The organism is Mesorhizobium sp. P2_C5_2, assembly GCF_056404535.1.
The window spans coordinates 144,827-170,837 of sequence record NZ_JBFUDV010000003.1 but is presented as its reverse complement, the minus strand read 5'-3'; the positions used below and the strand labels follow the sequence as shown (position 1 = coordinate 170,837).

The following is a 26,011-nucleotide window of genomic DNA, read 5'->3' as shown; positions in this document are numbered from 1 at the left end:
GTTTCATCCCAGGATTGGCCGGCTTGAACACCATGCCGACCAAAGACCCGTATGCACGGGGTCGCCTTGCCGCCTGACGGCAGAGCACGGACGACCCGAAACGGGAGGAGCCTCATGAGCAGTGTAGCGACAACACAGATCAAGCTGACGCCGGAGCGATCGCGCCCCTCTGTGCGCACACGCCTGCAGGACGCGCTGCCGAAGATCGTGCTGGCGCCGAGCTTCGCTATCACCATCGTGTTCGTCTACGGCTTCATCCTGTGGACGATCTATCTGTCCTTCACCAATTCCAAGACCTTCCCGTCCTATGTCATCACCGGACCGCGCGCCTATCAACGGCTGTGGGGCTGGACTTTCGACTCTGACCCGCCATCGAGCTGGTACACGTCGATCGTCAATATGGGCATTTTCGGCTTTCTCTACATCGCTATCTGCCTGGCGCTCGGCCTGTTCCTGGCCATCCTGCTCGACCAGAAGATCCGCGGCGAAGGCGTGCTGCGGCCGATCTATCTTTACCCGATGGCGCTGTCCTTCATCGTCACCGGCGTCGCCTGGAAATGGTTCCTCGATCCGGGCCTTGGCCTCGAACAGACGCTGCATCAATGGGGCTGGACGAGCTTCCATTTCGACTGGATCAAGAACAAGGATTTCGTCATCTACACGGTGGTCATTGCCGGCGTCTGGCAGGCTTCCGGCTTCATCATGGCGATGTTCCTGGCCGGCCTGCGCGGCATTGACGGCGAGATCATGAAGGCGGCGCAGATCGATGGCGCCACCACCTTCCAGCTCTATCGTCGCATCGTCATTCCACTGCTGCGGCCGATCTTCCTGTCGGCCTTCATCGTGCTCGCTCACCTCGCCATCAAGTCGTACGATCTGGTGGTCGCGCTGACCAGCGGCGGCCCCGGCGGATCGGCCTGGCTGCCGTCCAACTTCATGTATGAGTACACCTTCAAGCGCAACGAAATGGCCGTCGGCTCGGCAAGTGCCGTGATCATGCTGATGACCATCGTCGCCATCATCGTGCCCTATCTCTATTCCGAACTGCGGGAGAAGCCGCGATGAGCGCTGTCGCCACCCCTGCCCGCCAGGCCTCCGGCGGCATGAGCACCAAGACCCTCAACCGCATCGTCATCTACGGTCTACTGGCCCTGTTTGCGCTGTTCTACCTGATGCCGCTGTTCGTCATGCTGGTGACGTCCTTCAAGACCATGGACGAGATCCAGAACGGCAACATGCTGGCGCTGCCCAAGGCGCCGACCTTCGACCCGTGGATAAAGGCGTGGAGCGAAGTTTGCTCGGGCCTGACCTGCGTCGGCATGAAGGGCTATTTCTGGAACTCCATCAAGATGGTGGTGCCGGCGGTGCTGATCTCGACGCTGCTCGGCGCGCTCAACGGCTACGTGCTGACCAAATGGCGCTTCCGCGGCCACACGCTGGTCTTCGCGATGATGCTGTTTGCCTGCTTTATCCCGTTCCAGTCGGTGCTCTTGCCGATGGCGACGATCCTCGGCAGCTTCGGCCGCTTCGGCGTTACCCTGCAGAACGCGACCGGTTTCAATTTCGGCCTTGGCAATTCGACCGTCAATCTCGTCTTCGTCCACGTGGTCTACGGCATTGGCTTCACCACGCTGTTCTTCCGCAACTATTACGAAGCGTTCCCCAATGAGCTGATCAAGGCGGCACAGGTCGACGGCGCCTCGTTCTTCCAGATCTTCCGCCGCATCATGCTGCCCAACTCGCTGCCGATCATCGTTGTCACCGTGATCTACCAGTTCACCAACATCTGGAACGACTTCCTGTTCGCCTCGGCCTATGCCGGCTCCGGCGACGTGATGCCGATGACAGTGGCGCTGAACAACGTCGTCAACACCTCGACCGGCGTCGTCGAATACAATGTCAACATGGCGGCCGCGATGATCGCGGCTCTGCCCACCCTGATCGTCTATGTCGTCGCCGGCCGCTATTTCGTGCGCGGGCTGATGGCAGGCGCGGTCAAAGGCTGAGCTATCAGGAAGGAATAACCCATGGCTTTTCTGGAAATTGATGGGCTGAAGAAGCGCTTCGGGAATGTCGAGATCCTGAAGGGTATCGATGTCGAACTCGAAAAGGGCGGCTTCCTGGTGCTGGTCGGCCCGTCCGGCTGCGGCAAGTCCACGCTGCTCAACACCATTGCCGGCCTCGAGCAGATCACCGAGGGCGAGATCCGCGTCGACGGCCGCGCCATCAACGATCTGCATCCGTCCAAGCGCGACATCGCCATGGTGTTCCAGAGCTATGCGCTCTATCCGAACATGACCGTGGCTGGAAACATCTCCTTCGGCATGGAGATGCGCGGCGTGCCGGCCGCCGAGCGCCAGAAGGCGATCGACAAGGTCGCCAAGGTCCTGCAGATCGGCCACCTCCTGCAGCGTAAGCCGAGCCAGCTTTCCGGCGGCCAGCGCCAGCGCGTCGCCATGGGCCGGGCGCTGGTGCGCGACCCCAAACTGTTCCTGTTCGATGAACCTTTGTCCAACCTCGACGCCAAATTGCGCGTCGACATGCGCATCGAGATCAAGCGCCTGCATGCCACCACCGGCACCACCATCGTCTACGTCACCCACGACCAGATCGAGGCGATGACGCTGGCGACCAAGATCGCCGTCATGCGCGACGGCGAGGTGCAGCAGTTCGGCACCCCGGCCGAGATCTACAACAACCCGACCAATTTGTTCGTCGCTGACTTCATGGGCTCGCCGGCAATGAACCTGATCCCGGCGACGATCGCCACCTCGGGCAATGCGCTGTCCGTCGTGCTGCAACGCGAAGCGCGCGAGCCGATCACCCTGCCGATGGCCAATGCACCGGCGGGTCTCTCGGCCTTCCAGGGCAAGCCGATCATCTTCGGCGTGCGGCCCGAAGCGCTGACCGATCCGGAGGGCGCGGAACGCAACGCCTCGAACATCGCCACTGCCGACCTGCACATCGAAGTGGTCGAGCCGGCGGGCTCCGACACGTTCGCGGTCACCAATCTCGGCGGCAAGCCCGTTGTGGCGCGGCTGCGCGCCGACGCCAACATCCAGCCGGGCACCAGCACGCCGCTGGCCTTCAACCTGACCAAGGCAGTGTTCTTCGATCCGGCGACAGAGAGCCGCATTCGTTAATGTATGTCGCCCAAAAGTGGATCCGGTTTTGGGGCAACGACATGCATCAAAACAAAAAACTAAAGCGCGTCAGGACGCGATTTAGGCTATGATAAATCCTGATATCGTCATCATCGGCTCCGGCATTGGCGGCGCCACGATCGCCTCCGGTCTGGCCGGCAGCGGCGCGTCGATCCTGATGCTGGAGCGCGGCGAACCCTTGCCGGCAACGCCGCATGCGCGCGACACGCGCTCGATCTTCGTCGACGGCCACTACCGTCCCAAGGAGATGTGGCGCGAGGCCGGCGGCGCGGCCTTCAACCCCGGCAATTACTATTATGTCGGCGGCAATTCGAAATTCTACGGCGCGGTGCTGATCCGCTACCGCAAGGAAGACTTTGCCGTCATGGAGCACTTCGGCGGCGTCTCGCCGGCATGGCCGTTTTCCTATGACGAGTTCGAGCCCTGGTATTCGAAAGCCGAACAGCTTTTTCGTGTGCGCGGCACGTTGGGCGAGGATCCGACCGAACCGTTCCACTCGATCCCCTATGCCTTCAAGCCGGTGCCCGACGAAGCGCCGATCGCGCGCGCCCGCGCCGAACTGAAGGGGCTGGGCTTGCACCCCGCCTCGCTGCCGCTCGGCGTCGACATCGACACCTGGCTGAAAGAGGGCAAGACCGGCTGGGACGCTTTCCCCAACACCGGCCAGGGCAAGATGGACGCCCAGACGGCGCCGCTGGCGGCGGCACTCAAGGACAGCAACATCCGGCTCGAGACCGGCTGCTATGTCGAGTATCTCGAAGCGGCGCCCGACGGCAAAACCATCGCGGCCATCCACTACCGACAGAACGGCGAGCTGAAGAAAGTATCGCCGAAGCTGGTCGTCCTGTCCGCCGGCGCGGTCAATTCCGCAGTGATCCTGCTGCGCTCGCCCTCGTCAGATGGCAAGGGCCTTGCCAACCGCTCCGACCAGGTCGGCCGCAATTTCATGAACCACAATTCGACCGCCATGCTGGCGATCGATCCGCGCCGCAGGAACGATGCCGTCTACCAGAAGACGCTGATGCTGAACGACTATTATCTCTCCGACGGCAAGGGCGGCAAACCGCTCGGCAATGTCCAGCTGCTCGGCAAGATCGACGGCAACATGTTGAAGGCCAACGTCAAGCGCGCACCGAAATTCGCGCTCGATTACATGGCCGGCCACGCCGTCGACTGGTATTTGATGTGCGAAGACCTGCCCGATCCCGAAAGCCGGATCATGGTCGACGGCAAGGACATCGTCATGCAATGGCGGCGCTCCAACATGCAGTCGCTCGACGGCCTGACCAAGGTGATGCGCGAAAACTTCCGCGCCTGCGGTTATCCCATCGTGCTGTCGCGCCCCTTCGACAAGCGCACGCCGTCGCACCAGTGCGGCACGGTCAAGATGGGCGACGACCCGGCGACGTCGCCGCTCGACCCCTTCTGCCGCGCCTTCGACCACCAGAACCTGTTCGTCGTCGACGGCAGCTTTTTGCCGAACTCCGCAGCGGTGAACCCGGCACTGTCGATTGCAGCACAAGCGCTGCGCGTCGCCGAGCATATCCGCCGAACGGACCTCGCGACATGACCCGCTCGGCAGCCATCGTCACCGGCGGCGCGCGCGGCATTGGGCTGGCCTGTGCCCAGGCGCTGGCCGATGCAGGTTTCGACATTCTGGTCGCGGATCTTGCCGAGAAAGCAGCAGACGGACTGGCCGAGAATATCGCCGCACGTGGCGCGAAGTTCGCCTATGTCCGTTGTGATATCGCCGACCTCGATGGTCACGCTGCACTGGTCGACGCCGCAACAAATGCCTTCGGCCGCATCGACTGCCTCGTTAACAATGCCGGCGTCGGCGCCGTGGTGCGCGGCGACCTGCTGGAACTGAAGCCGGAGAATTTCGACCGTGCGCTGAACATCAACCTGCGCGGCACCGTCTTTCTCAGCCAGGCTGTCGCCAAGGCGATGCTGGCCGCACCCGGCGATCATCCGCGCTCGATAATCACCATCACCTCGGTCAGCGCCGAAATGGCCTCGCCGGAACGCTCGGACTACTGCGTCTCCAAGGCCGGGCTCTCGATGTGGGTGAAGAACCTGGCGCTTCGCCTCGCGCCGGAAAACATCGGCGTGTTCGAGCTGCGGCCAGGCATCATCCGCACCGACATGACAGCGGGTGTGACCGCTAAATATGACGCGCTGATCGACGGCGGGCTGGTGCCGGCAAAACGCTGGGGCGAAGCGTCCGACATCGGTGCGGTGGTGGCGACGATTGCCGCCGGCAAGCTCGGCTTTTCGACCGGCTCGATTATCAATGTCGACGGCGCACTCTCGGTGCCGCGACTGTAGGTGGATAGTGTCATGACTGACTACATTATCGTGGGCGCCGGCCCGGCCGGCTGTGTTCTGGCCAACCGGTTGAGCGAGGAACCCTCAAATTCGGTTCTGTTGCTGGAAGCCGGCGGCAAGGACTGGCACCCCTACATCCATATGCCGGCAGGCTTTGCCAAGATGACCAAGGGCATCGCCTCCTGGGGCTGGTCGACCGTGCCGCAAAAGCACATGCAGGACCGCATCTTCTGGTACACGCAGGCCAAGGTGGTCGGCGGCGGCTCTTCCATCAACGCCCAGATATACACGCGCGGCAATGCTCGCGACTACGACGCATGGGAGAAGGAAGAGGGTCTCGCCGGCTGGGGCTACCGCGACGTGCTGCCCTATTTCAAGCGGGCTGAAAACAACCAGCGCTTCGCCGACGATTTTCATGGCGACCAGGGGCCACTCGGCGTGTCGAACCCGATTTCGCCGCTGCCGATTTGCGAGGCCTATTTTCGCGCCGGCCAGGAGATGGGCATCCCCTTCAACCCGGATTTCAACGGCGCTGCCCAAGAAGGCGTCGGCTATTACCAGCTGACCCAGAAGGACGCCCGGCGTTCATCCGCCTCGGTCGCCTATCTCAAGCCGATCCGCGCCCGCAAGAACCTGACCGTCAGGACCGATGTGCTGGTGACCCGTATCGTCGTCGAGAAAGGCCGCGCCATCGGCGTCGAGATCGTCGACAAACCCGGCAGCCAGAAGACTATCCTGCGCGCCGAGCGCGAGGTGATTGTCTCGTCCGGCGCCATCGGCTCGCCGAAGCTTTTGATGCAATCCGGCATCGGCCCGGCCGATCATCTGAAATCGGTCGGCGTGACGCCGGTGCATGATCTGCCGGGCGTCGGCTCCAACATGCAGGACCATCTCGATTTGTTCGTCATCGCCGAATGCACCGGCGACCACACCTACGACAACTACGCCAAGCTGCACCGCACGGCATGGGCCGGCTTGCAGTACCTGCTCCTCAAGAAAGGGCCGGTCGCCTCCAGCCTGTTCGAGACAGGCGGTTTCTGGTACGCCGACCCGACAGCCGCTTCGCCCGACATCCAGTTCCATCTCGGCCTCGGCTCCGGCATCGAAGCCGGCGTCGAAAAGCTGAACAATCCGGGCGTCACCTTGAACTCGGCCTTCCTGCGCCCGCGCTCGCGCGGCACGGTGCGGCTGAAGAGCGGTGATCCGGCCGACCACCCGCTGATCGACCCCAACTACTGGTCTGACCCTTATGACCGCGCCATGTCGATCAAGGGCCTGCGGCTGGCGCGCGAGATCATGCGCCAGAAGGCGCTTGCCCCTTACGTCCTGCGCGAAGTGCTGCCCGGCCCGTCGCTCGCCAGCGATGACGAGCTGATCGACTATGCCTGCCGCACCGCCAAGACCGATCATCACCCCGTGGGCACCTGCCGCATGGGCCATGATGATATGGCCGTGGTGACGCCGGACCTGCGCCTGCGCGGCATCGAGGGCTTGCGCGTCTGCGACGCTTCGGTGATGCCGCGCGTGCCCTCCTCCAACACCAATGCGCCGACCATCATGGTCGGCGAAAAGGGCTCGGATATTATCCTGGGCCGCGAACCCCTGCCGCCGGCCGTTTTCTCCGGCAATCGCGCCGCATAGCCTCAGGAGAGCCAATCAATGATCAGGCATTGTGTTCTTGTCCGCTTTCGCAGCGATGTCGCCGACACCGAACGCACTGCGATTCATGCCGACCTCGAAGCGCTTCGCTCCGTGGTCGACGGCATGGACACGGTCCACTTCAGCACCAATGTCAGCCCGGAACCGTTCGCGCGCGGCTTCAGCCATGGCTTCACCATCGACTTCCGCGATGCCGCCGCCCGGGACGCCTATCTGGTGCATGAAGCGCATCAGCGCGCCGGCGCTCGACTGGTCGCCGCACTCGAAGGCGGCACCGACGGGCTGATGGTCTTCGATCTCGATATTACGAAAAAGTGACCACCGTCTTTTCGAAAGCCGGCTGATCGCTGTTCTCTTTTGCGGACCGAGGAACATATCGTTCCCTGGGGGATGCATTGGAGCAACGTTGTGACCCTCACCTCGCAGCAGAAGAAAACCGTCCTTGCTTCCTTCCTCGGCTGGACACTCGACGCTTTCGATTTCTTCCTTCTGACCTTCCTGCTCACCGATATCGCAACCGAATTCAACACCGACGTCCCGGCAGTCTCCAAGGCGCTGTTCCTGACGCTGGCGACGCGCTTCATCGGCGCCTTCTTTTTCGGCATGCTGGCCGACAAATACGGCCGCAAGCCGATCCTGATGCTCAACATCGTCAGCTATTCGGTGATCGGCGCGCTGGCCGCCTTCTCGCCCAATCTCGGCATCTTCCTGGCGCTGCGGGCATTGTTCGGCATCGCCATGGGCGGCGAATGGGGGCTGGGCAGTTCGCTCGCCATGGAGTCCATTCCGCCCAGCGCCCGCGGCATGGTCTCGGGCATCCTGCAATGCGGCTATCCCACCGGCTATTTGCTGGCGGCCGTGGTCTATGGCGTACTCTACCAGCAGACGATCGGCGGCTACACGATCGGCTGGCGCGCCATGTTCCTGCTCTCCTTCCTGCCGGCGCTGATCGTTCTCTTCATCCGCTCGCATGTGCCGGAATCGCCGGCCTTCGTCGAGGCGCAGAAATCCGTCAAACCGGGACTGCTGGAAACGCTGCAGAAGCACTGGGGCGTCGCCGTCTATGCAGTGGTGCTGATGATGTTCTTCAACTTCTTCAGCCACGGCACGCAGGACCTGTACCCGACCTTCCTGAAGAAGCAGCATGGCTTCGATCCGCACACGGTGAGCTGGATCACCATCGTCGCCAATATCGGCGCCATTGTCGGCGGCCTCGCCTTCGGCGCGCTGTCGGAGAAGATCGGCCGCATCAATGCCATCACGCTGGCCTGCTTGATTGCGCTGCCGTCGATCCCGCTCTGGGCCTTCAGCTCGACGCCGTTCATGCTGGCCATCGGCGCCTTCGTCATGCAGGTCGCGGTCCAGGGCGCCTGGGGCGTCATCCCGGTGCACCTCAACGAGCTGTCGCCTGGCGCCGTGCGCGCGACCTTGCCCGGCTTCATCTATCAGGCCGGCAATCTCGCGGCGTCCTATGGCGGTCCCTATCAGGCCGGCATCGCCGAGGCGCCTGGAGGCAGCTATGGCTACGCGCTGGCCCTGTTTGCTGGCGTGGTCGCCATCTGCATCATCGTCGTCATCCGCTTCAGTCCAGAGCGGCGCGGCCAGGTGATGACGGTGCTCGGCTAACCCAGTCTGAGCGCCACGACACCGGCGACAATGCTGAGCGCGGCAGCACCGCGCCAGCCCGTCATCTTCTCGCCCAGTGCGAAGACCGAGATCATCATGGCAAACAGGATCGAGGTCTCGCGCAGCGACGCCACCGAGGCGATCGGCGCCTTGGTCATGGCCCACATGACGATCCAGTAGGCAGCGCCACTGAGCACGCCGGTGAACAGCCCAGCCTTCCAATCTCGCGCCAGCACGGGCAGCGCCTGCGACCCGCGGAAGATGAGGCATAGCACCAGCGCGCCAAAGGCGTCGCAGATGAACAACCAGGCGGCATAGCTCTGCGCCGTCGCCGCCAACCGCGCGCCGCTGCCGTCGGAGAGCGTATAGCTGGAGATGAAGATCGAAGTGCCGAGCGCAAAGCTGACCGCGCGCAGATTGATCCGCTCCAGATGCGCGCCGCCGCGAAACGACATCACCAGCGTGCCGGCCGACAGCAGCAGGATGCCGAGGATGGCGAACGGCGCCGGCATCTCCTGCACCACAACAACGCCACCGAGCGCGGTCAGCAGCGGCGCCGTGCCGCGCGCCAGCGGATAGGTCTGGGCGAAATCACCGGCCTTGTAGGCGCCGATCAGGAAGGTCCGATAGCCCATGTGAAAGATCACCGAGGCGATGATGTAGGGCCACACTTCGGCTTTCGGAAACTCGACGAAGGGCAGCACGAACAGCGCGGCAAACCCCATGCCCAGTGTCATCAGCGTGATCGACAGGAAGCGGTCGAGATGCACCTTGACCAGCGCGTTCCAGATCGCGTGCATGGCGGCAGCGGCAAGCACCGCGAAGAAGACGAAAAGCGTCATGGAGGGCTCAACGACCTCCCGAGCCCAATGGCGTTTCGAGGTCGATGTCGACCCGCACCGGGAAATGATCGGACGCCACCTCGCCGATATCGGCGCTGACCGAGCGAACGCGGTCCGCGAACATGCCGCCGACAAAGCAATGGTCGAGCCGGCGGTTCGTTAGCTTGCCGTCGATGGTCTTCACATGAGTGTGGAAGTCCGCCGCCGGCTCGCTGGCAACGGCAGCCGCATCGACAAAACCGTCGAGATAGGCGGCCCCACGGTGATAGGGCGTCCTGCCGACGATGCGGCGATATTCGGCGCTGCCCGGCTCCATATTGAAATCGCCGAGCCAGATCGCCGCCTGCGGATTTTCCGGCTCGGCCTCGCCGCTTGTCCAGTTGCGCGAGGGCTCGTCATCGACGCCGCTCCACGGCCCGCCCTCGGACGGCGCCCGGCGATGCTCGTTGAGCAGATAGTCGATCTGCTCCAGTCGCTCCTCCACCGCGATGTGAGCGAGATGCAATGACAGGAACCGCACCGGGCCGGCCGGCGTGCGGATCATGCATTCGAGCGCCGCGTTTCGGGTATTGAGCGGCCGCAAGGTACGGCGCATCGGCAGCGTGTGCAGGCGCGACCAGACGATCGGCAATTTCGACAGCAGCATGGTGCCGAACTGCCGGCGGCGATTGACGAGCCGGCCGTCGCGCCGCTCGCTGGCGTCCATGTCGAAGGCCGGACCGTAGACCCAGTAATAGCCAGGCAGCAGCCTGGACAGGATCTCTGGCTGGTCGTCCTCATTGCTCCGCTGCCAGTGCCGCTCCACCTCCTGCAGCGCAATGATGTCGGCGCCATCAACGATCCGCGCCGCGCGCGAAAGGTCGTAGCGGCCGTCGCTGCCGAACCCGTACTGAATGTTGTAGCTGACCAGCTTCATTGCTTACCCGGCTTAGTTTCGCTGTTGGCAGTAACGGTTCGCTGGACAGGTTACAATGTGCTGGGCGGATGGCGGAACTGGGCCAGCGTCTATGACGTCGTAAGAGGCTGGAAACTCCCCGCCGGCGATGCCGCCAGTTCGGCCCAGTCGATTTCTTCCTCCAGCCGGTGATAGGCCTCGTCGCCGATCGTGCCGTTGCGGCGCAACTCCTCGAGCGTGTCGCGCTGGCGGTTGATGGCATAGAGGCGCAGCCGGTCATATTCGGTCGCGGCCTGAGCGTCCTCGGGGTTTTCCGCGATCAGACGCTGCGCTTCATATTGCTCGCGCACGACGGCCGCCGCCGCCGAGGTCTTGCGGCTCAGCACGTCGAGTGCGGCCTGCATGACGGCAACGCGCGCCTGCGCCACCTCGTTGTCGACGCTTCTGTCCGGGTCGAAGTTGATCCAGCGCAACAGTGGCTTCAGCGTCATGCCTTGGAGCACCAGCGTGCCCAGAACCACCGCGAAGGCGGCAAGCACGATCGGATCGCGGCCGGGAAAATCGGCAGGCAGCGCGATGGCCACGACCAGCGTCACCAGCCCGCGCATACCGCACCAACCGACGAGCACGGCGCCGCCGAAGGTGGGCAGATCGCGCCTTGCCTCTTCGCTGCCGAGGCGGGCAAGCCATCGGATGATGGCAACGTAACTCGCCACCCAGAACAGCCGTGCCACGATGACGACGACCAGCACCGTTCCGGCAAAGAGAAAGGCTTCACCCTGCCCGTCGCCGGCAAGCCTGCTGACGATGGAGCGTGCCTGCAGGCCCATCAGCACGAAAGCCAGCACGTTGAGCACGAACACCGCCGACTCCCATACCGAATACGTGCTGACACGGCGTCGGGCCGACATGCGGCGTGGCGCCCTGCGCGCGATGGTGATGGCGTAGACGACGATGGTGATAATGGCGGACAGGCCGAGCTTGTCGGCGATGATCCAGACGGCAAAGGTCCCGGCAAACTGCACCACCGTGCTGCTCGCCGCATCCTCGATGCGGCCGAGCGTCAGCAGCGAGACACGGCCGAACAGATAGCCGGCGACGACGCTGCCGATCGTTGCCAGCAGGATCACCGGAATGGCGTTGCTCAGCATGATCGTGCCGAGCGCGGCCGAAACCGCCAGCCGGTAGATCAGCAGTGCGGTGGCATCGTTGAGCAGGCTCTCGCCCTGCAGGATGGCGGTGATGCGGTGCGGCACCTTGAACTGGCTGAGCACGGCGCTTGCCGCCACTGCATCCGGCGGCGCGACGATGGCGCCGAGCGCGATCGCTGCCGCGATCGGCAGGCCGGCCATCTTCCAGCCGACGAAGGCAACCACTACGGTGGTGAAGACGACCGCGCCAAGCGCCAGCAACGCCAGCGACAGCCGGTAGCGTTTCAGGTCGCGCAGCGATGTGTCATAGGCGGCGTCGAGAAGCACCGGCGCGATGAACAGCGCAAGCGCCAGTTCCGGATCGATCTCGATCGTCGGCGCACCCGGCACGAAGGCAATCGCAACCCCGGCCAGAGCCAGCAGGGAGGGATAGGGAATCTCCAGCTGTCGCGACAGCGCCGTCAGCGCGACGGCAGTCAGCAGCAGGACAAGGGTGAGTTCGAAAAGCGCCATGGCCCATGGTAGCGGTGAAGCGGCATCGTGGGCAGTGGCCGGATGGCAAGATGCTGTTGATTGTCCAGCACGCTTCCGGCCTCTGGCCTACAGCCGCTCATCGCGCCGGCTTGAATCGACCGCCTCAGTTTTCCTGAGGATGCTGCTTTTACTAGTGCAGCACCAGCATATCGCTCGACGAGAACGATATGTCGGCCTTCTCGCCGACTGCCGGCGGCGGCGTCGCCGGGCTGTTGAACGTGTCGAGCGACACCGTGTTGCCGCCGATGCCGACGCGAACGCGAATGACCGAGCCGAGGAAGTGCACTTCGGAGATTTCGCCCGACAGGCTGGAGTCACGACCTGGCTGGCGTCCGAGCGAAATCGCCTCGGGACGCAGCGCCAGCGACAGCATGTCGCCGGACTTCGAACCGTTGAGCTTGCCCTTGAGCGAGACTTCCTGCGTGTTGACCTGCACCGTGCCAGCCGCGGCATCGGTGACCTTGCCCTCGAGCACGTTCAGCGTGCCGACGAAATTGGCGACGAACTTCGTCGACGGGCGGTTGTAAATCTCGAACGGCGTGCCGACCTGCTCGGCCTTGCCGCCATACATGACCGCGATGCGGTCGGAGATCGACAGCGCCTCTTCCTGGTCATGGGTGACGAAGATGGTGGTGATGTCGAGCTTCTTCTGGATCGAGCGGATTTCCTCGCGCAGCGACACGCGCACCTTGGCGTCGAGCGCCGACAGCGGCTCGTCGAGCAAGAGCAGCTTCGGCTTCGGCGCGATGGCACGGGCGAGCGCGATGCGCTGCTGCTGGCCGCCGGAGAGCTGGTAGGGATAGCGATCGGCCATTTGCGGCAGCTTGATCATGTCGAGCATTTCGGCGACGCGGCGGTCGGCGTCCGGCTTGTTCATGCCGCCGACTTTCAGCCCGAAGGCGATGTTCTGCGCCACCGTCAGGTTCGGGAACAGCGCATAGGCCTGGAACACCATGCCGACATTGCGCTGATTGGGCTTCAGCCTCGTAATGTCCTTGCCGGCAACGACGATCTTGCCGCCCGACGGCTCTTCGAAGCCGGCGACCATGCGCAGCACCGTCGTCTTGCCGCAACCGGATGGGCCGAGGAACGAGACGAACTCGCCCGGTTCGACATCGAGGCTGAAATCCTGGACCACGGTGTTGGTGCCGTAGGACTTTCGCACATGCTGGATGGAGAGGAATGGCTCGGCCATGGCTTTTTCTTTCGATCAGTTCGCGGCGATCAGTTCGGGCGGTTCGCCGATTTCGGCGCAAAGCGGGACAGGAGTTGGATCAACGACATGCAGCCCCAGGTAATGGCGAAGGCGATGACGGCAAGCGCTGCCGGCTCATAGGCGCGGTTGGCGCCGATGTTCTGCAAATACGGGCCGAAGGCTGGCCGGTTGAGCAGGCTGGCCATGGTGAACTCGCCGATGACGATGGCGAAGGTCAGGAACGCGCCCGACAGCACCGCGATCAGTACATTGGGCAGGATGACGCGGGTGATGATCGTGCCCCAGCCGGCGCCAAGGATTTGTGCCGCCTCGGTCAGCGTGCGCACGTCGATGGTGCGCAAACCGGTATCGACGGCGCGGTACATATAAGGCAGCGCCAATGTCGCATAGCCGATCACGAGCAAGGTGCTGGCGCCGAAATCGCTGGCCAGGAACGGCAGCGGCGAGTTCGAGCCATACATCCTGATATAGCCGAAGACGATGACGATGGCCGGAATGACCAGCGGCAACAGCGTGATGAATTCGACGATTGGCCGCAGTTGCGGCAAGCGCAGCCGGATCCAGTAGGCCGCCGGCACCACGACCAGCACGCCCAGGATGATGGTGAACACCGCGGCGACCACCGAATACAGGAACGTCGCCTGGAAGCGCGGATCGCCGAGCACGATCTGATAGGCGTCGAAGGAATGGACGCCGCGCCGCAGGCGCAGCGAAAACTCGAACGTCGCAATCAGCGGAATGAAGAAATAGGCCGCGGAAACGATAAAGACGACCCAGGCCCAGAACTTACCCGACTTCATTTGAGCCACCTCTCGGAACGGGTCCGGAACCAGATATAGAAGACATTGGCCAGCCCGGTGATGACGATCATGCCGAAGGCGATGGCATAGCCGAGTTGCGGATTATGCAGCACGTCGCCGTTGATTTGCGAATACAGTTTGATGGGAACGATGTTGAGCGTCGGACCGGTGAACGCATAGGCCGTCGCAATGGCCCCGAAGGCATTGGCAAACAGCAAAATGACAGTGCCGAGGAAGCTCGGGAACAGCACCGGGATCACCACCATGCGCCAGTACTGCCACTGGGTTGCGCCGAGCGTGGCGGCGGCCTCGTTCCATTCCTTTTTCAAGCCGTCGATCGCCGGCACGATGATCACCACCATCAGCGGGATCTGGAAGAACAGATAGACGACGATGAGACCCGAACTGGTTAGAAAGTTGAAGCCCATCGCATAGATGTTCATGCCGAACACGTCGCGCAGGATGATCGTTACGATGCCCACCCGCCCAAGCGTCGCTATGAAGGCAAAGGCGAGCGGCAAGCCGGCGAAATTGGAAGCCACGCCTGAGAAGGTAAGCGTCGCGGAGCGCACCCAACTCGGCAGACCGCCACGCACAATCGCAATCGCCAGCGCGAGCCCGGCAAACGCCCCGATAATGGCCGACCAGAAGCTGATCCAGATCGACGCCCAATATGAATTGCTGATGGAGGGATCGCTCACCAGCTGCAATATGTTGTCGAAGGTGAATTGGCCTTCACCGTTCTGGAACGCGCCCAACACCAGATAGAGCGTGGGCAGGATCAGGAACATCAGGACAAAGATAAAAAAGGGCGTCACGCCGATCCAATGCGTTGGAAAGCGGAAAGCGGTCGCCTCATTCGGCGGCGCGGGCTTGGAGGCAATCGTGTGATTTGAAAGCGTAAGATCGGTCATGCGCCGGCTACCGTCTTCGAGGGAAGGCCGGGCGGCCTCGCGGCCGCCCGGTGGATTTCAAACTTTACTTGACGTTGGCGCCGACAGTGGCGTCCCAGTTCTTGCTGATGGTTTCCTTGGCCTTGCCCTGCTCGTCGAGCGTCGGGAACACCGCGGCCGCATAGGACTCTGCCGGCGGCAGCTTGGCCAGCACGTCCGCCGGAATCTTGCCGTTCTTGGCGAGATCGTTGAAGCGGATCGGGTGGCAGTAGCCCTTCAGCCAGCCGATCTGGCCTTCGTCGGAGTAGAGATACTCCAGCCAGAGCTTGGCAGCGTTCGGATGCGGCGCGTAGGCGCTGATCGCCTGCACGTAGACGCCGGCGACGACACCGGTCTTCGGCACGACGACGTCGACCGGCGGGTTGCCTTTCAGCGTGTCGCGGCCGGCAAGCGCGTTGTAGTCCCAGGTGACGAGGATCGGGGTCTGGCCCTGGGCGAGCGTTGCGGCCTTGCCGACGACCGGAACGAAGTTGCCGGCGGCGTTGAGCTTCTTGAAGAAGTCGAGACCGGCGGTGCCGGCGGCTTCACCAGCCGCGGCGCCCGTCGACAGGCCAGCGGCATAGACCGCCTGGATGGCCTGGTTCGAAGCGCGCGGGTCACCGGCAAGGGCGACTGCGTTGGCGAATTCCGGCTTCAGGAGGTCAGCCCAGTCGGCAGGAGCTTCCTTGACCAGATCCTTGTTCACTTCGAACGACAGCACACCGTAATAGTCGCCGGTCCAGGCGCCGTCGGCATCCTTGGCGCTATCCGGGATCGAATCCCAGGTCGACACCTTGTAGGGCATCAACAGGCCGTCGGCCTTGGCGGTCGGGCCGAACGACAGGCCGACGTCGATGACGTCGGGAGCCTGCGGGCCCTTATTGTCCTTGTTGGCCTTGATCGCCTCGACCTCGTCGCCGGAACCGGCGTCGGGGTTGAGCTCGTTGATGGTGATTTCCGGATACTTCGCCTTGAAGCCGGCGATGACGTCGCCATAACCGCACCAGTCATGCGGCAGTGCGATGGTGGTGAGCTGGCCTTCCTTCTTCGCCGCGGCAACCAGTTCATCCATGGACTGGGCCGACGAGATAGCAGAGGTCGCCATAAGGGCGACGGCCGAGAGGGAAAGCACTTTCCCCGTAAACTTGAACATGTGTTCTCTCCGTTGAACTGGCGTCGCTGGACGCCTGCGATGCGGTATCGTTTTCATGTGACAGCCAGATGAAAGCTTTTTGAAACTGGCGCCCGGCGGCACAAAAAGTTAACTCTTTTTAACAGGCTGTAGCAATTAGCCCGCACTTAATTTTCCGGCTAATGGTTTATCGCCTTGTCCCTTGCCCCCTTACCCTTTCCTTTCCCCTCGTTTCCAGATCAAGTTCCGGCACCGAAATCCGCCTTCAGACGGTGCCGGCTATGGCGTTTTCAAGCAGCGTCAGCGCCGCCTTCTTGGTCAGCTTGACCGGGTTGCCGCCGGCGGTTGGATCGACCACCGCCATGTCGGCGATCAGCGCCTTGCGTTTCTTGTCCATGTCGAGGCCCTTGATCAGGCCCGGCAGCGCATGCGGCACCTTCAGTTCCTTGCGCAGCTTGATGATCGCCCTGGCGAAGCCGTCGAAACCGCCCTTGATGCCGCAATAGGCGGCGAGCCGGCCGATGCGCTCTTCGATCGAGTCCCGGTTGAAGGCCAAGACATAAGGCATGAACACCGCATTGGTCATGCCGTGGTGGGTGTCGTAGAGCGCGCCGATCGGGTGCGACAGCGAATGGATGGCGCCCAGCCCTTTCTGAAAAGCTGCAGCGCCCATGGCGGCTGCACTCATCATATGGGCGCGGGCGACGAGGTCCTTGCCGTTGGCATAGGCCTTGGGCAGGTTCTCGAACACCAGCCGCACGCCTTCCACCGCAATGCCGTCGGCCATCGGGTGGTAGCCCGGCGCGCAATAGGCTTCCAGGCAGTGGGCGAGCGCATCCATGCCGGTGCCGGCGGTGATGAAACCAGGCATGCCGACCGACAATTCCGGATCGGCAATAACGATTGCCGGCAAAAGTTTCGGATGGAAGATCACCTTCTTGGTATGCGTCGCCTCATTGGTGATGACGCCGGCGCGGCCAACTTCCGAGCCGGTGCCGGCGGTGGTCGGCACGGCAATGATCGGCGCGATGGCATCCGAATTGGCGCGCGTCCACCAGTCGCCGACATCCTCGAAGTCCCAGATGGGCCTTGTCTGGCCGGCCTGGAAGGCGATCAGCTTGCCGAGATCGAGCGCCGAGCCGCCGCCGAAGGCGATGACGCCGTCATGCTTGCCCTTCTTGAACACGGCGATGCCGGCGGTGAGATTGGAGTCCACCGGGTTCGGCTTCACTTCGGAAAACACGCCATAGGACACCTTGGCGTCGTCGAGGATCTTTAGGGTCGAAGCGACGACCGGCAGCTTGGCAAGACCCGGATCTGTGACGAAGAGCGGCCGCTTGATGCCGGTGGCGGCCAGCACGTCAGGCAATTCCTTGATGCGCCCGGCGCCGAAGCGGACGGTGGTCGGGTAGTTCCATTTGGAGATCAGCTTGGACATGTCTTGTCTTTCAAAAATCAGATGGCTTCGCGCAGATGGAAGGATTTCGGCCGGGTCAGATTGTCATAGCCGAGCGCTGAAAGGGCAACACCTTTGCCGGTGTCCTTGACGCCGGTCCAGACCAGCGCCGGATCGAGATAGTCGCAGCGGTTCATGAACACCGTGCCGGTCTCGACACGGTCGCCGATCGCCACCGCATGCTCGATGTCGCCGGTCCAGATCGAGGCCGTCAGCCCGTACGGGCTGTCATTCATCAGCGCGATCGCCTCCTCGTCATTGCGCACCTTCATGATGCCGACGATCGGGCCAAAGCTTTCCTCGCGCATGACGCTCATCTGGTGGTCGACTTGGGTCAGCACTTCCGGCGCCAGATAGGGCGAGCCGGCGTGGTCGTTAGCCACCTTCATATTGACATGGGCCACCGCGCCCTTGCGCAGCGCCTCGGCCTTCTGCTCGCGGATCAGGTCGGCAAAGCGCGCCTGCGCCATCGGGCCCATCGTGGTCGCCTGCTCCAGCGGGTTGCCGACGACATAGTTCTTGGTCTCGGCGATGAAGCCTTCGACGAACTGGTCGTAGACCTTCTCATGCACATAGACGCGCTCGATGCCGCAGCAGCACTGGCCGGAATTGTAGAAGGCGCCGTCGACCAGATTGGCAACCGCATGGTCGAGCTTGGCGTCGGGCAGTACATAGGCCGGGTCCTTGCCGCCGAGCTCGAGCCCGAGCGTCATGAAGGTGCCGGCCGCCGCCTTCTCGATGGCACGGCCGCCGCCGACTGAGCCGGTGAAATTGACATGGTCAATCTTGCCGGAGCCGAGCAGCTTTTCGGTCTGGGCGTGGTTGAGCACCACATTCTGGAACACGCCCTTGGGCAGGCCAATTTTGTCGAATGCCTGCTGGAAGCGCTCGCCGACCAGCAGCGTCTGCGCCGCATGTTTCAGGATGACTGTATTTCCGGCCATCAGCGCCGGCACGATTGTGTTGACCGCGGTCAGATAAGGATAGTTCCACGGCGCGATCACCATGACGACGCCGAGCGGATCCTTCTTCACATAGCGACGGAAGCCGTCCTTCGGATTGGAGGCCGGCACGGATTTCAGCGCAGCTTCAGCGATCTCGACCATGTAGTTGGTGCGTTCCCTGACGCCACCGAACTCGCCGCCATAGCGCACCGGGCGCCCCATCTGCCAGGCGATCTCCGGCACGATCTCGTCGGTCATCGCGACCAGCGCCTCGAGCATCGCCAGCATATACTTGCCGCGTTCGACGATCGGCGTCAGCGCCCACTTCTCCTGCGCCGCCTTGGCGCGCTCGACCGCGGCATTGATTGCCTGGTCGGTCGCGATCGGCCGCTCCGCATAGATCGAACCATCGATGGGGGATTTGAGTTTGACCGTTTCGGTCATCGTTTAAGTCCTCGCACTTTTACAACAATCAAGAATGACATGGATTGGCGCTGCTCCGTTCCAACGCTGGCGCACTCTTTCCCCATTCTCAACGGGGAAAGAGTGGAGGCGGCCCGACGTCAGCTGTTACCCTAGTACCGCTCGAACCCCCTGTGCAGTTCCCAATCCGTAATCCGGCGGTCGTATTCGAACTGTTCCCACTTTGCGGTGTGGACATAATGTTCGAGCACGTCGTCGCCGAGCGCCTGCTTCAGCATCTTCGACTTGGCCAGCGTCTCGGTGGCGTCGCGCAGCGTCTTCGGGATCTCCGGCAGGCGCGAGGCCTGGTAGGCATCGCCGACGAACGGCTTCTGCAGTTCGAGCTTTTCATCGATACCGGCAAGGCCGGCCGCGATCAGGGCTGCGAAGGCGAGATAGGGGTTCAGATCGGCGCCGCCGATGCGGCACTCCATGCGGATGCCCTTGGTGCCCTCGCCGCACAGGCGGAAGCCGGCGGTGCGATTGTCCTCGCTCCACATGATCTTCGTCGGCGCGAAGGTGCCGGCTTGGAAACGCTTGTAGGAGTTGATGTAGGGCGCCAGGAACCAGGTGAACTCCTTAGCGTATTTCAGCTGTCCCGCCGCCCATTGCTGGCCGAGCATCGACAAAGTCCAATCGGCCTTCTTGTCGAAGAACAAAGGCGTCTTGCCATCGGCGCTCCACAGCGAATTGTGGATGTGGCTGGAGTTGCCGGCGAGCCCGTAATTGTACTTGGACATGAAGGAAATCGCCTTGCCTTCGGACTCGGCAATCTCCTTGGCGCCGTTCTTCAGGATGACGTGGCGGTCGGCCATGTCGAGCGCCTCGGCATAGCGCACATTGATCTCTTCCTGGCCCGGACCCCATTCGCCCTTGGAGTTTTCGATCGGGATGCCGGCCGCTTCCATCTCATTGCGAAGCCGGCGCATGACGCCTTCTTCCTTGGTGGTGATGCCGATCTGGTAGTCGCCAATATAGGGCGAGGCCGTGTCGAGGCCCTGCCAGTGCTTCTTGCGGGCGGAATCATAGGTCTCGTTGAACAGATAGAATTCGAGCTCGGAAGCGAAATAGCCGATATAGCCGCGCTCGGTGAGCCGCTTGACCTGCTTCTTCAGGATGGCGCGCGGCGAATGCGGCAGGTCATCATGGGTATGGTGGTCGAGCACGTCGCAGATCACCAGCGCCGTCTTTTCCAGCCAAGGAAGGCGCCGCAGTGTCGCCAAATCCGGCTTCATGACGAAGTCGCCATAGCCCTTCGACCAGCTTGCCGCCTTGTAACCCGGCACCGGCTCCATATCGATGTCGGCGGCCAAGAGATAGTTGCAGCCATGCGTCTCATCATGGGCGGAATCGACGAAATACTGCGCCAGGAAGCGTTTTCCGGCGAGCCGCCCCTGCATGTCGACGATGCAGGCCAGCACCGTGTCGATCTCGCCATTGGAGACCGCTTTCTTCAACTGATCGAACGAGAAATTTCCGGCCATTCCTTTGGCACTCCAGCGCTGGTCGTTTCGGGCTTGTCATATTGAACGGGAATAAAAAACCGTGGCGGGCGAACCCGCCACGGTTTGATTGGCTGTTTAGGCGGATTCGCCGACGGCCTTTTCGGCCGCTGCGATGGTCGCCGTGCGCTTGGCGATTGCCGCCTCGCCGATGGGCGGCCCCTGGAAGCGGCGGTTTTCAACGGCGAACCACAAGACGACGAGCAGAACGATCAATCCGATCGCATAGTTGATCAGAATGTCGAAGGGCGGTTGGATGCCGGCATACATCAACACCAGAACACCGAGCACGGTGATGATGGCGAACGGCTTTGACCAGATGCCGAGCCGGAATGGTCCGAATTCGGTCCAGGTCTTTCCTTCCGCCAGAAGTCCGGCTGCGATCGGCATGGCATAAGAGACGTAAAGGAAGAGAGCGCAACCAGCAGCGAGCGCCGCAAAAGCCGGCGAATAAAGCGTGGCGGCGATCGACAGCACAACACCAAGCCAGATGGCCGGGACAGGCGTGCGCCAGGTCGGCGAAACCTGCTTCCACAAAGACGACCCAGGCAGACCTCCGTCACGCGAAAAGGCGAAGATCATGCGCGAGGTCGAAGTGAGCCCGGCCAGCGCGCACAAATAGTTCGACAGCACGATGGCGATGCCGAGCAGAGCCTTGAGCCAGGTTGGCGCCGGCAGATTGTTGAACAGGTTGAACCAGGCATTGCCGCCATCCTTGGCGGTCGCCACGAGATCGGGGCTGGCAAGGACGAATGAGACCGCCATGACGAAACCGAAGACGAGAGACCAGAGGACCGCGTGGATCATGCCTCTCGGCACAGCGACGCGGGCATTGTGCGTTTCCTCCGCAGTATGCGCCGAGGCGTCGAAGCCGGTGATGGTATAAAGCGGGTAGAGAAGGCCGATAAGGAAGGCCACAAGTGCGGTGCGGGCCGTCGGAACATAGCCACCACCGAGATCGCCCGTCGTGTTGACGAAAGTCGTCAGCCGCGCAAGATCGAAGCCATGGGCCCCCCAGATCAGGAAGGTCAGCGTCAGGACGACCGCAACAACGAGGATGAGATAGCCGGAAAAGTCGGTCAACATCGTCGTCGTCTTGATGCCGAGATGATTAAAGAGGCCTTGGGTGACCGCAATCAAGACGACTGCCGTCGTCTGCTGCCAGAAGCCCCAGGCCGATGTGTCCCAACCGAAGATCGGACCCGCGACGAGTCCCTGAAACAGCAAGTAGACGCCGACATTCACCGAAGCGACGACGAAGATCAGGCCGAGCAAATTGATCCAGGCCGTGGCCCAGCCCCAGCCGCGTCCGCCCAGGATTGAGGACCAGTGGTAGAGACCGCCGGCTGTCGGATAGGCTGATCCAATCTGGCCGAGAGAAGCCGCGACCACGAGCGCAAAGACGCCGCCGACTAGCCAGCCGATGGTCGCCTCGAAACCGCTGCCGGTAGCCATGGCCAGCGGGAAAGACGTAATGCCGCCCGCCAGAATGCAGATGATCGAGAAGGAAATGGCGAAGTTGGAGAAGCCGCTCATGCGGCGAGCCAATTCCTGTGCGTAGCCCATACTGTGAAGGATTTTTGTATCCTCCGACTTGTCAGAGTGATCAGGTGTTGTCATGTCAGAATTCCCCTCTTGTTTCTTAGCTGGCCGATTGAACTGACTTTCCAATTGCGTGTCGTCGGGAACCCTTGGCCTCCTCGGGTTCCAGATTCAAAAAGATGCCGGTGAGCAGATCCGCCCATTTCCGCTGCCCGGTCTCGCCGGATATTTCGTCGTTGCGGATTTCGATCATTGCGCAGGCAAGGCCGCGCGAGCGCGCATGGCGCTCGAGGGTGAAATAGACGCGGTCGGCCGGCGAATAGGGCTCGTTGATGCCGACGGTAACGCCGGAGAGACGCTGCAGCGCCGCTATCAGCGGCGATGCCAGCCGGAGGTCATCATCATGGATGATGCCGATGTGCCAGGGACGGTTCCTGCCCTTGTAGACCGGGGTGAAGGAGTGGACCGACACCAGCCATGTCTCCTGCCCGCGCGCCTGCCGGTCGTCGATGATGTTGGCGATCGTGTCGTGGAAAGGACGCCACGACAGGGCGATGCGCTCGGCGCGCTGCGCGTCTGACAGGCCGGCATTGCCGGGAATGATCGTCGTCTCGCTGACCGGCGGCACCAGGTCGGGCGCGTCGAGCGGACGGTTGCAGTCGATGATCAGGCGCGAGATGCGGGTTTCGATGAGCGTCGCATCGAGCGCGGCGGCCATGCGGCGGGCCACCGGCAGCGCGCCTGGGTCCCAGGCGATGTGGCGGGAGAGATCATCGGCGGTCAGGCCGAGCGTGCCGAATTCCGCCGGCAGGAAATTGGAAGCGTGGTCGCAAGTCAGCACGAAAGGGCTGGACCCGCCGGGGTTCGTCACCCCTACGGTATCAGACGATGCAAGGCTGGCGGGCCGTGCTCTCTCCATACTGCCGTCCCCTGGGGAGCGCTGTATCTTATGTTACGTATTTTGCCTCATTGCGTCCCTGTGGATGATTTCATACAGTTTGTCAGGCTTTGTCAAATGCGATTTCGGGGAAGCACCGCAGACCGGGCCAAGGGTGGGGGATAACCATGATTTCCAGCATTGCCGAACTGATTTCGGACCGTATCGGCACGATGCCCGCTGGTGAGCGGCGTGCTGCACAAACGCTGATTGCCAACTATCCGCTGATCGGGCTGAAGACGGTCGCCGAGTTCTCGGCCGCTGCCGGCGTGTCGTCGCCGACGATCCTGCGCTTTGTCTCCAGGCTTGGCTTCCAGAACTATCCCGAATTCCAGTCCTCGCTGCAGGACGAACTGGCGGCGCAATTGCAATCGCCGGCATCGCGCACGCTCAACCCGGCGTCCCCAAGCGGGGCCATATCGCCGATGCTGGAAGCGACGCTGGAAAACATGCGCGAGACCTTCAGGCATCTCTCCGACAGGCAGCTTGCCGACATCGCGGCCAGGCTTGCCGAGCGGCGCGGCAAGACCTTCCTGATTGGCGGCCGCTTCACCGACCCGCTGGCGCGCTACATGGCCGCCCACCTCGCCATCATCCAGCCCGATGTCTATCACCTCGCCGGCCAGGAGAGCATCTGGCGCGACCGGCTGATCGACATGGGCAAGCGCGACGTGCTGGTGATCTTCGACATCAGGCGCTACCAGGACAGCCTGGTGCGCTTTGCCGAAACGGCGCACCAGCGCGGCGTGCAGATCGTGCTGTTCACCGACCAGTGGCTGTCGCCGATCGCACGCTTTGCCCGCCATGTCATCGCCGGACGCACTGCGGTGCCTTCGGCCTGGGATTCATCGGCGGCATTGTTCGTCGTCGCCGAGACGCTGATCGGCGCCGTCACCCGGCAACTCGAGGCCGACAGCGCCAAGCGCATCCGCGACCTGGAAGGACTGCGATAGGCCTTCGTTCAGCGGCACCAAATCGCGCGCCTGCGGATCAGTGCTGGACACGATCAAGCGATCGAATAACCGCCATCGGCAAGCAGGCCATGGCCGGAGACGAATGAAGCATCATCCGAGGCGAGGAAGGCCACGACCGTCGCCATCTCCTCGGGCGACCCGGCCCGGCCCGGTACGGTCGATGCCGCAAAGGCATCCTTGGCCTCGGTGCTCGGCCAGATGCGATCCTGAAACGGCGTGTCGATTATGCCGGGATTGATGGCGTTGACGCGGATGCCTTGCTTGAACAGCTCGATCGACGCCGTCTTGGTCAGGCCGAGAACGGCGTGCTTGCTGGCAATGTAGAGGCCTGCATTGGCAAAGCCGATCACGCCCCCCATGGAGGCGTTGTTGATGATGGTGCCGGCGCCCTGGGCCAGCATCGCCTTCGCCTCATGCTTCATCGACCAGAAGACACCGCGAACGTTGGCGTTGAAAATGGTGTCATAGGTTTGGTTGGTTTGGTCGACGAATGGCGAGAACGCACCCTCGGTGCCGGCATTGTTGAAGGCGATGTCGATCCGCCCATAGATCGAGACCGTTTTCGCGACCAGGTCGATCACGCTCTGCTCGACATTAACGTCGCCAACCACAGCGGTTGCCTCAAAGCCTTCGTTCCTGATGTCGGCGACGAGAGTTTCGATCTCGGAAGCACGTCGAGCGCTGGCAATCACCTTTGCCCCACGGCGCGCAAGTTCAAGCGCGGTAGCCCGGCCAATACCGGAGCTCGCTCCGGTAACGAGCGCAACTTTACCGTCAAGCGTGCGAAATGGCGTCTTGGTCATGATGAACCTCCATCTGTTGAATGCCCGGCCGGGCGCCAACTGATGGGCCAATCTGCCGGTGCCCATTATCTAGACGGTCCAAATAATGATGATTAGTCGATGAATTCTGACTAGAGTAGTGAATATGGAATACCAATTGGGACGCGCAGCATCATGCACGGAGCCGAGCTTGCCGAGTTGTCGACTTTCCTGGCTGTCGCCCGCTACAGGAGCTTCAGGCAGGCCGCGGTCGAGCGGGGCGTGGCGGCTTCGGCGATCAGCCACACGATCCGCAGCCTGGAGGAACGTGTGGGCGTGCGGCTGTTCCACCGCACCACGCGAAGCGTATCGCTGACCGAAGCGGGCGCACGATTTCATTCCGAGCTGCATCCCGCTTTTGAGCAAATCGAAAAGGCCCTCGACAGCCTCAATTCCTTCAGGGGCACGCCGTTTGGCACGGTCCGGATCAACGTTCCAACCTCGATCGCGCCCTTTGTGCTGCATGACGTGATGGGGCCATTGCTCAGACAGAATCCGGGCCTTCACCTCGACATCGTGGCCACGGACAGGCTGGTCGACATTGTCGAGCAGGGCTTCGACGCTGGTATCCGCTTTGGCGAGCGGCTGATGCAAGACATGATCGCCGTTCGCATCAAGCCGACCCTGCGCTTCTCGGTCGTCGGCTCTCCCGCCTACCTCGCCGGGCGCAAGACGCCCGTCATGCCCGCCGATTTGCGCGAACACGCCTGTATTCGCTACCGCTATCCCAGCGGCATTATCTACAACTGGCAGTTCGAGAAGAATGGCGAGGCTGTCGATGTTGAAGTCAACGGCCCCATCACCCTCGACGACCAGGAACTGATGGTCGAGGCCGCGTTACAAGGCTGCGGCCTCGCTTATGTCTGGGAGAACCACGTGATGCGTCACTTGGCAAGCGGCGCGCTAATCCGCTGCCTGGATGACTGGTGTGCTCCGGACGACGGCCTGTGTCTCTACTACCCTAGCCGGCGGTATCTTTCCGCTGGTCTGCGAGCCGTGATCAACATGCTCAAGACCGGTTCCTAGCGGGCGCGCGTCTATCCAACCTTACGCAGATTTAATGTGCATGGCCGCGGCAGAATTGCCATAAAGCC

The 26,011-nt window shown here is 62.5% G+C and carries 23 protein-coding genes; 10 read left to right on the top strand and 13 right to left on the bottom strand.

The window, feature by feature from the left end; translation table 11 throughout:
- The first annotated feature begins 114 nt into the window (after positions 1 to 114).
- The 8 genes from AC1D1B_RS12175 to AC1D1B_RS12140 all read left to right on the top strand — a co-directional run bounded on the left by AC1D1B_RS12175 (position 115) and on the right by AC1D1B_RS12140 (position 8,777).
- Positions 115 to 1,065 (top strand): carbohydrate ABC transporter permease, encoded by a 951-nt coding sequence (locus AC1D1B_RS12175; protein WP_477332419.1) that lies wholly within the window; start codon positions 115 to 117, stop codon positions 1,063 to 1,065.
- Positions 1,062 to 2,006 carry a carbohydrate ABC transporter permease gene (locus tag AC1D1B_RS12170; protein WP_181057431.1) on the top strand — a complete coding sequence of 315 codons (945 nt, stop codon included), beginning with the start codon at positions 1,062 to 1,064 and terminating at the stop codon, positions 2,004 to 2,006. Before AC1D1B_RS12175 ends, AC1D1B_RS12170 begins: the two co-directional genes overlap by 4 nt.
- Before the next feature lie 21 nt (positions 2,007 to 2,027).
- Positions 2,028 to 3,143: an ABC transporter ATP-binding protein gene (locus tag AC1D1B_RS12165; RefSeq protein WP_477332417.1), complete on the top strand. Its 1,116-nt coding sequence runs from the start codon at positions 2,028 to 2,030 to the stop codon at positions 3,141 to 3,143.
- Between the two features lie 88 nt (positions 3,144 to 3,231).
- Complete coding sequence (locus tag AC1D1B_RS12160) at positions 3,232 to 4,734, top strand: FAD-dependent oxidoreductase (RefSeq protein ID WP_477332415.1); 1,503 nt, start codon at positions 3,232 to 3,234, stop codon at positions 4,732 to 4,734.
- A complete protein-coding gene (locus AC1D1B_RS12155) occupies positions 4,731 to 5,492 on the top strand; it encodes a 3-ketoacyl-ACP reductase (protein WP_477332413.1) in 762 nt (253 codons plus the stop codon). Before AC1D1B_RS12160 ends, AC1D1B_RS12155 begins: the two co-directional genes overlap by 4 nt.
- A gap of 12 nt (positions 5,493 to 5,504) precedes the next feature.
- Positions 5,505 to 7,133, top strand: a complete 1,629-nt coding sequence (locus tag AC1D1B_RS12150; RefSeq protein WP_477332411.1) for a GMC family oxidoreductase — start codon at positions 5,505 to 5,507, stop codon at positions 7,131 to 7,133.
- Positions 7,134 to 7,151: 18 nt separating this feature from the next.
- Entirely contained in the window at positions 7,152 to 7,469 is a 318-nt protein-coding gene (locus tag AC1D1B_RS12145) for a Dabb family protein (protein ID WP_477332409.1), read from the top strand.
- 90 nt (positions 7,470 to 7,559) lie between these two features.
- Positions 7,560 to 8,777, top strand: coding sequence for an MFS transporter (locus tag AC1D1B_RS12140; protein ID WP_477332407.1), 1,218 nt, complete (start codon positions 7,560 to 7,562; stop codon positions 8,775 to 8,777).
- On the opposite strand, the gene AC1D1B_RS12135 is transcribed toward AC1D1B_RS12140, so the two are convergent.
- From AC1D1B_RS12135 to AC1D1B_RS12080, 12 genes are all read right to left on the bottom strand, one after another.
- On the bottom strand, positions 8,774 to 9,619 hold the full coding sequence (locus AC1D1B_RS12135) for an EamA family transporter (RefSeq protein WP_477332405.1): 846 nt from the start codon (positions 9,617 to 9,619) through the stop codon (positions 8,774 to 8,776). The genes AC1D1B_RS12140 and AC1D1B_RS12135 overlap by 4 nt on opposite strands.
- A 7-nt stretch (positions 9,620 to 9,626) precedes the next feature.
- Positions 9,627 to 10,535, bottom strand: a complete 909-nt coding sequence (locus AC1D1B_RS12130) for an endonuclease/exonuclease/phosphatase family protein (RefSeq protein WP_477332403.1) — start codon at positions 10,533 to 10,535, stop codon at positions 9,627 to 9,629.
- Between the two features lie 89 nt (positions 10,536 to 10,624).
- A complete protein-coding gene (locus tag AC1D1B_RS12125; RefSeq protein ID WP_477332401.1) occupies positions 10,625 to 12,178 on the bottom strand; it encodes a cation:proton antiporter in 1,554 nt (517 codons plus the stop codon).
- A gap of 151 nt (positions 12,179 to 12,329) precedes the next feature.
- Complete coding sequence (locus AC1D1B_RS12120; RefSeq protein WP_477261103.1) at positions 12,330 to 13,394, bottom strand: ABC transporter ATP-binding protein; 1,065 nt, start codon at positions 13,392 to 13,394, stop codon at positions 12,330 to 12,332.
- A gap of 29 nt (positions 13,395 to 13,423) precedes the next feature.
- Complete coding sequence (locus tag AC1D1B_RS12115) at positions 13,424 to 14,215, bottom strand: ABC transporter permease (RefSeq protein ID WP_477332399.1); 792 nt, start codon at positions 14,213 to 14,215, stop codon at positions 13,424 to 13,426.
- Positions 14,212 to 15,129 (bottom strand): ABC transporter permease, encoded by a 918-nt coding sequence (locus AC1D1B_RS12110; protein ID WP_477332397.1) that lies wholly within the window; start codon positions 15,127 to 15,129, stop codon positions 14,212 to 14,214. The genes AC1D1B_RS12115 and AC1D1B_RS12110 overlap by 4 nt, the downstream gene beginning before the upstream one ends.
- Before the next feature lie 64 nt (positions 15,130 to 15,193).
- Positions 15,194 to 16,300 carry an ABC transporter substrate-binding protein gene (locus tag AC1D1B_RS12105; RefSeq protein ID WP_477332395.1) on the bottom strand — a complete coding sequence of 369 codons (1,107 nt, stop codon included), beginning with the start codon at positions 16,298 to 16,300 and terminating at the stop codon, positions 15,194 to 15,196.
- Between the two features lie 244 nt (positions 16,301 to 16,544).
- Positions 16,545 to 17,717, bottom strand: a complete 1,173-nt coding sequence (locus AC1D1B_RS12100) for an iron-containing alcohol dehydrogenase (protein WP_477332393.1) — start codon at positions 17,715 to 17,717, stop codon at positions 16,545 to 16,547.
- Between the two features lie 17 nt (positions 17,718 to 17,734).
- The gene (locus AC1D1B_RS12095; RefSeq protein ID WP_477332391.1) at positions 17,735 to 19,123 is read right to left on the bottom strand and encodes an aldehyde dehydrogenase family protein; all 1,389 of its coding nucleotides are present in this window, start codon (positions 19,121 to 19,123) and stop codon (positions 17,735 to 17,737) included.
- Between the two features lie 131 nt (positions 19,124 to 19,254).
- On the bottom strand, positions 19,255 to 20,625 hold the full coding sequence (locus AC1D1B_RS12090; protein ID WP_477332389.1) for a glutamine synthetase family protein: 1,371 nt from the start codon (positions 20,623 to 20,625) through the stop codon (positions 19,255 to 19,257).
- Between the two features lie 96 nt (positions 20,626 to 20,721).
- Positions 20,722 to 22,263 (bottom strand): amino acid permease, encoded by a 1,542-nt coding sequence (locus tag AC1D1B_RS12085; RefSeq protein ID WP_477332388.1) that lies wholly within the window; start codon positions 22,261 to 22,263, stop codon positions 20,722 to 20,724.
- Between the two features lie 22 nt (positions 22,264 to 22,285).
- The gene (locus tag AC1D1B_RS12080; protein WP_477332386.1) at positions 22,286 to 23,104 is read right to left on the bottom strand and encodes an N-formylglutamate amidohydrolase; all 819 of its coding nucleotides are present in this window, start codon (positions 23,102 to 23,104) and stop codon (positions 22,286 to 22,288) included.
- Positions 23,105 to 23,250: 146 nt separating this feature from the next.
- Between AC1D1B_RS12080 and AC1D1B_RS12075 the strand changes: the two genes are divergently transcribed.
- Positions 23,251 to 24,075, top strand: coding sequence for a MurR/RpiR family transcriptional regulator (locus tag AC1D1B_RS12075; RefSeq protein ID WP_477332384.1), 825 nt, complete (start codon positions 23,251 to 23,253; stop codon positions 24,073 to 24,075).
- Positions 24,076 to 24,128: 53 nt separating this feature from the next.
- Here the strand turns inward: AC1D1B_RS12075 and AC1D1B_RS12070 are convergent, their stop codons facing one another.
- Complete coding sequence (locus tag AC1D1B_RS12070) at positions 24,129 to 24,899, bottom strand: SDR family NAD(P)-dependent oxidoreductase (RefSeq protein ID WP_477332382.1); 771 nt, start codon at positions 24,897 to 24,899, stop codon at positions 24,129 to 24,131.
- A gap of 153 nt (positions 24,900 to 25,052) precedes the next feature.
- On the opposite strand from AC1D1B_RS12070, the gene AC1D1B_RS12065 reads away from it, so the two are divergent.
- Entirely contained in the window at positions 25,053 to 25,943 is an 891-nt protein-coding gene (locus AC1D1B_RS12065; protein ID WP_477332380.1) for a LysR family transcriptional regulator, read from the top strand.
- Positions 25,944 to 26,011: the final 68 nt, after the last annotated feature.

Bases quoted from the DNA above. Each gene is read 5' to 3' on its own strand.
- AC1D1B_RS12145 (WP_477332409.1), top strand. From the start codon at position 7,152: ATGATCAGGCATTGTGTTCTTGTCCGCTTTCGCAGCGATGTCGCCGAC.
- AC1D1B_RS12125 (WP_477332401.1), bottom strand. From the start codon at position 12,178: ATGGCGCTTTTCGAACTCACCCTTGTCCTGCTGCTGACTGCCGTCGCG.
- AC1D1B_RS12165 (WP_477332417.1), top strand. From the start codon at position 2,028: ATGGCTTTTCTGGAAATTGATGGGCTGAAGAAGCGCTTCGGGAATGTC.
- AC1D1B_RS12115 (WP_477332399.1), bottom strand. From the start codon at position 14,215: ATGAAGTCGGGTAAGTTCTGGGCCTGGGTCGTCTTTATCGTTTCCGCG.
- AC1D1B_RS12075 (WP_477332384.1), top strand. From the start codon at position 23,251: ATGATTTCCAGCATTGCCGAACTGATTTCGGACCGTATCGGCACGATG.
- AC1D1B_RS12070 (WP_477332382.1), bottom strand. From the start codon at position 24,899: ATGACCAAGACGCCATTTCGCACGCTTGACGGTAAAGTTGCGCTCGTT.
- AC1D1B_RS12085 (WP_477332388.1), bottom strand. From the start codon at position 22,263: ATGACAACACCTGATCACTCTGACAAGTCGGAGGATACAAAAATCCTT.
- AC1D1B_RS12100 (WP_477332393.1), bottom strand. From the start codon at position 17,717: ATGTCCAAGCTGATCTCCAAATGGAACTACCCGACCACCGTCCGCTTC.
- AC1D1B_RS12135 (WP_477332405.1), bottom strand. From the start codon at position 9,619: ATGACGCTTTTCGTCTTCTTCGCGGTGCTTGCCGCTGCCGCCATGCAC.
- AC1D1B_RS12175 (WP_477332419.1), top strand. From the start codon at position 115: ATGAGCAGTGTAGCGACAACACAGATCAAGCTGACGCCGGAGCGATCG.
- AC1D1B_RS12065 (WP_477332380.1), top strand. From the start codon at position 25,053: ATGCACGGAGCCGAGCTTGCCGAGTTGTCGACTTTCCTGGCTGTCGCC.
- AC1D1B_RS12080 (WP_477332386.1), bottom strand. From the start codon at position 23,104: ATGGAGAGAGCACGGCCCGCCAGCCTTGCATCGTCTGATACCGTAGGG.
- AC1D1B_RS12160 (WP_477332415.1), top strand. From the start codon at position 3,232: ATGATAAATCCTGATATCGTCATCATCGGCTCCGGCATTGGCGGCGCC.
- AC1D1B_RS12105 (WP_477332395.1), bottom strand. From the start codon at position 16,300: ATGTTCAAGTTTACGGGGAAAGTGCTTTCCCTCTCGGCCGTCGCCCTT.
- AC1D1B_RS12170 (WP_181057431.1), top strand. From the start codon at position 1,062: ATGAGCGCTGTCGCCACCCCTGCCCGCCAGGCCTCCGGCGGCATGAGC.
- AC1D1B_RS12090 (WP_477332389.1), bottom strand. From the start codon at position 20,625: ATGGCCGGAAATTTCTCGTTCGATCAGTTGAAGAAAGCGGTCTCCAAT.
- AC1D1B_RS12110 (WP_477332397.1), bottom strand. From the start codon at position 15,129: ATGACCGATCTTACGCTTTCAAATCACACGATTGCCTCCAAGCCCGCG.
- AC1D1B_RS12155 (WP_477332413.1), top strand. From the start codon at position 4,731: ATGACCCGCTCGGCAGCCATCGTCACCGGCGGCGCGCGCGGCATTGGG.
- AC1D1B_RS12120 (WP_477261103.1), bottom strand. From the start codon at position 13,394: ATGGCCGAGCCATTCCTCTCCATCCAGCATGTGCGAAAGTCCTACGGC.
- AC1D1B_RS12130 (WP_477332403.1), bottom strand. From the start codon at position 10,535: ATGAAGCTGGTCAGCTACAACATTCAGTACGGGTTCGGCAGCGACGGC.
- AC1D1B_RS12150 (WP_477332411.1), top strand. From the start codon at position 5,505: ATGACTGACTACATTATCGTGGGCGCCGGCCCGGCCGGCTGTGTTCTG.
- AC1D1B_RS12095 (WP_477332391.1), bottom strand. From the start codon at position 19,123: ATGACCGAAACGGTCAAACTCAAATCCCCCATCGATGGTTCGATCTAT.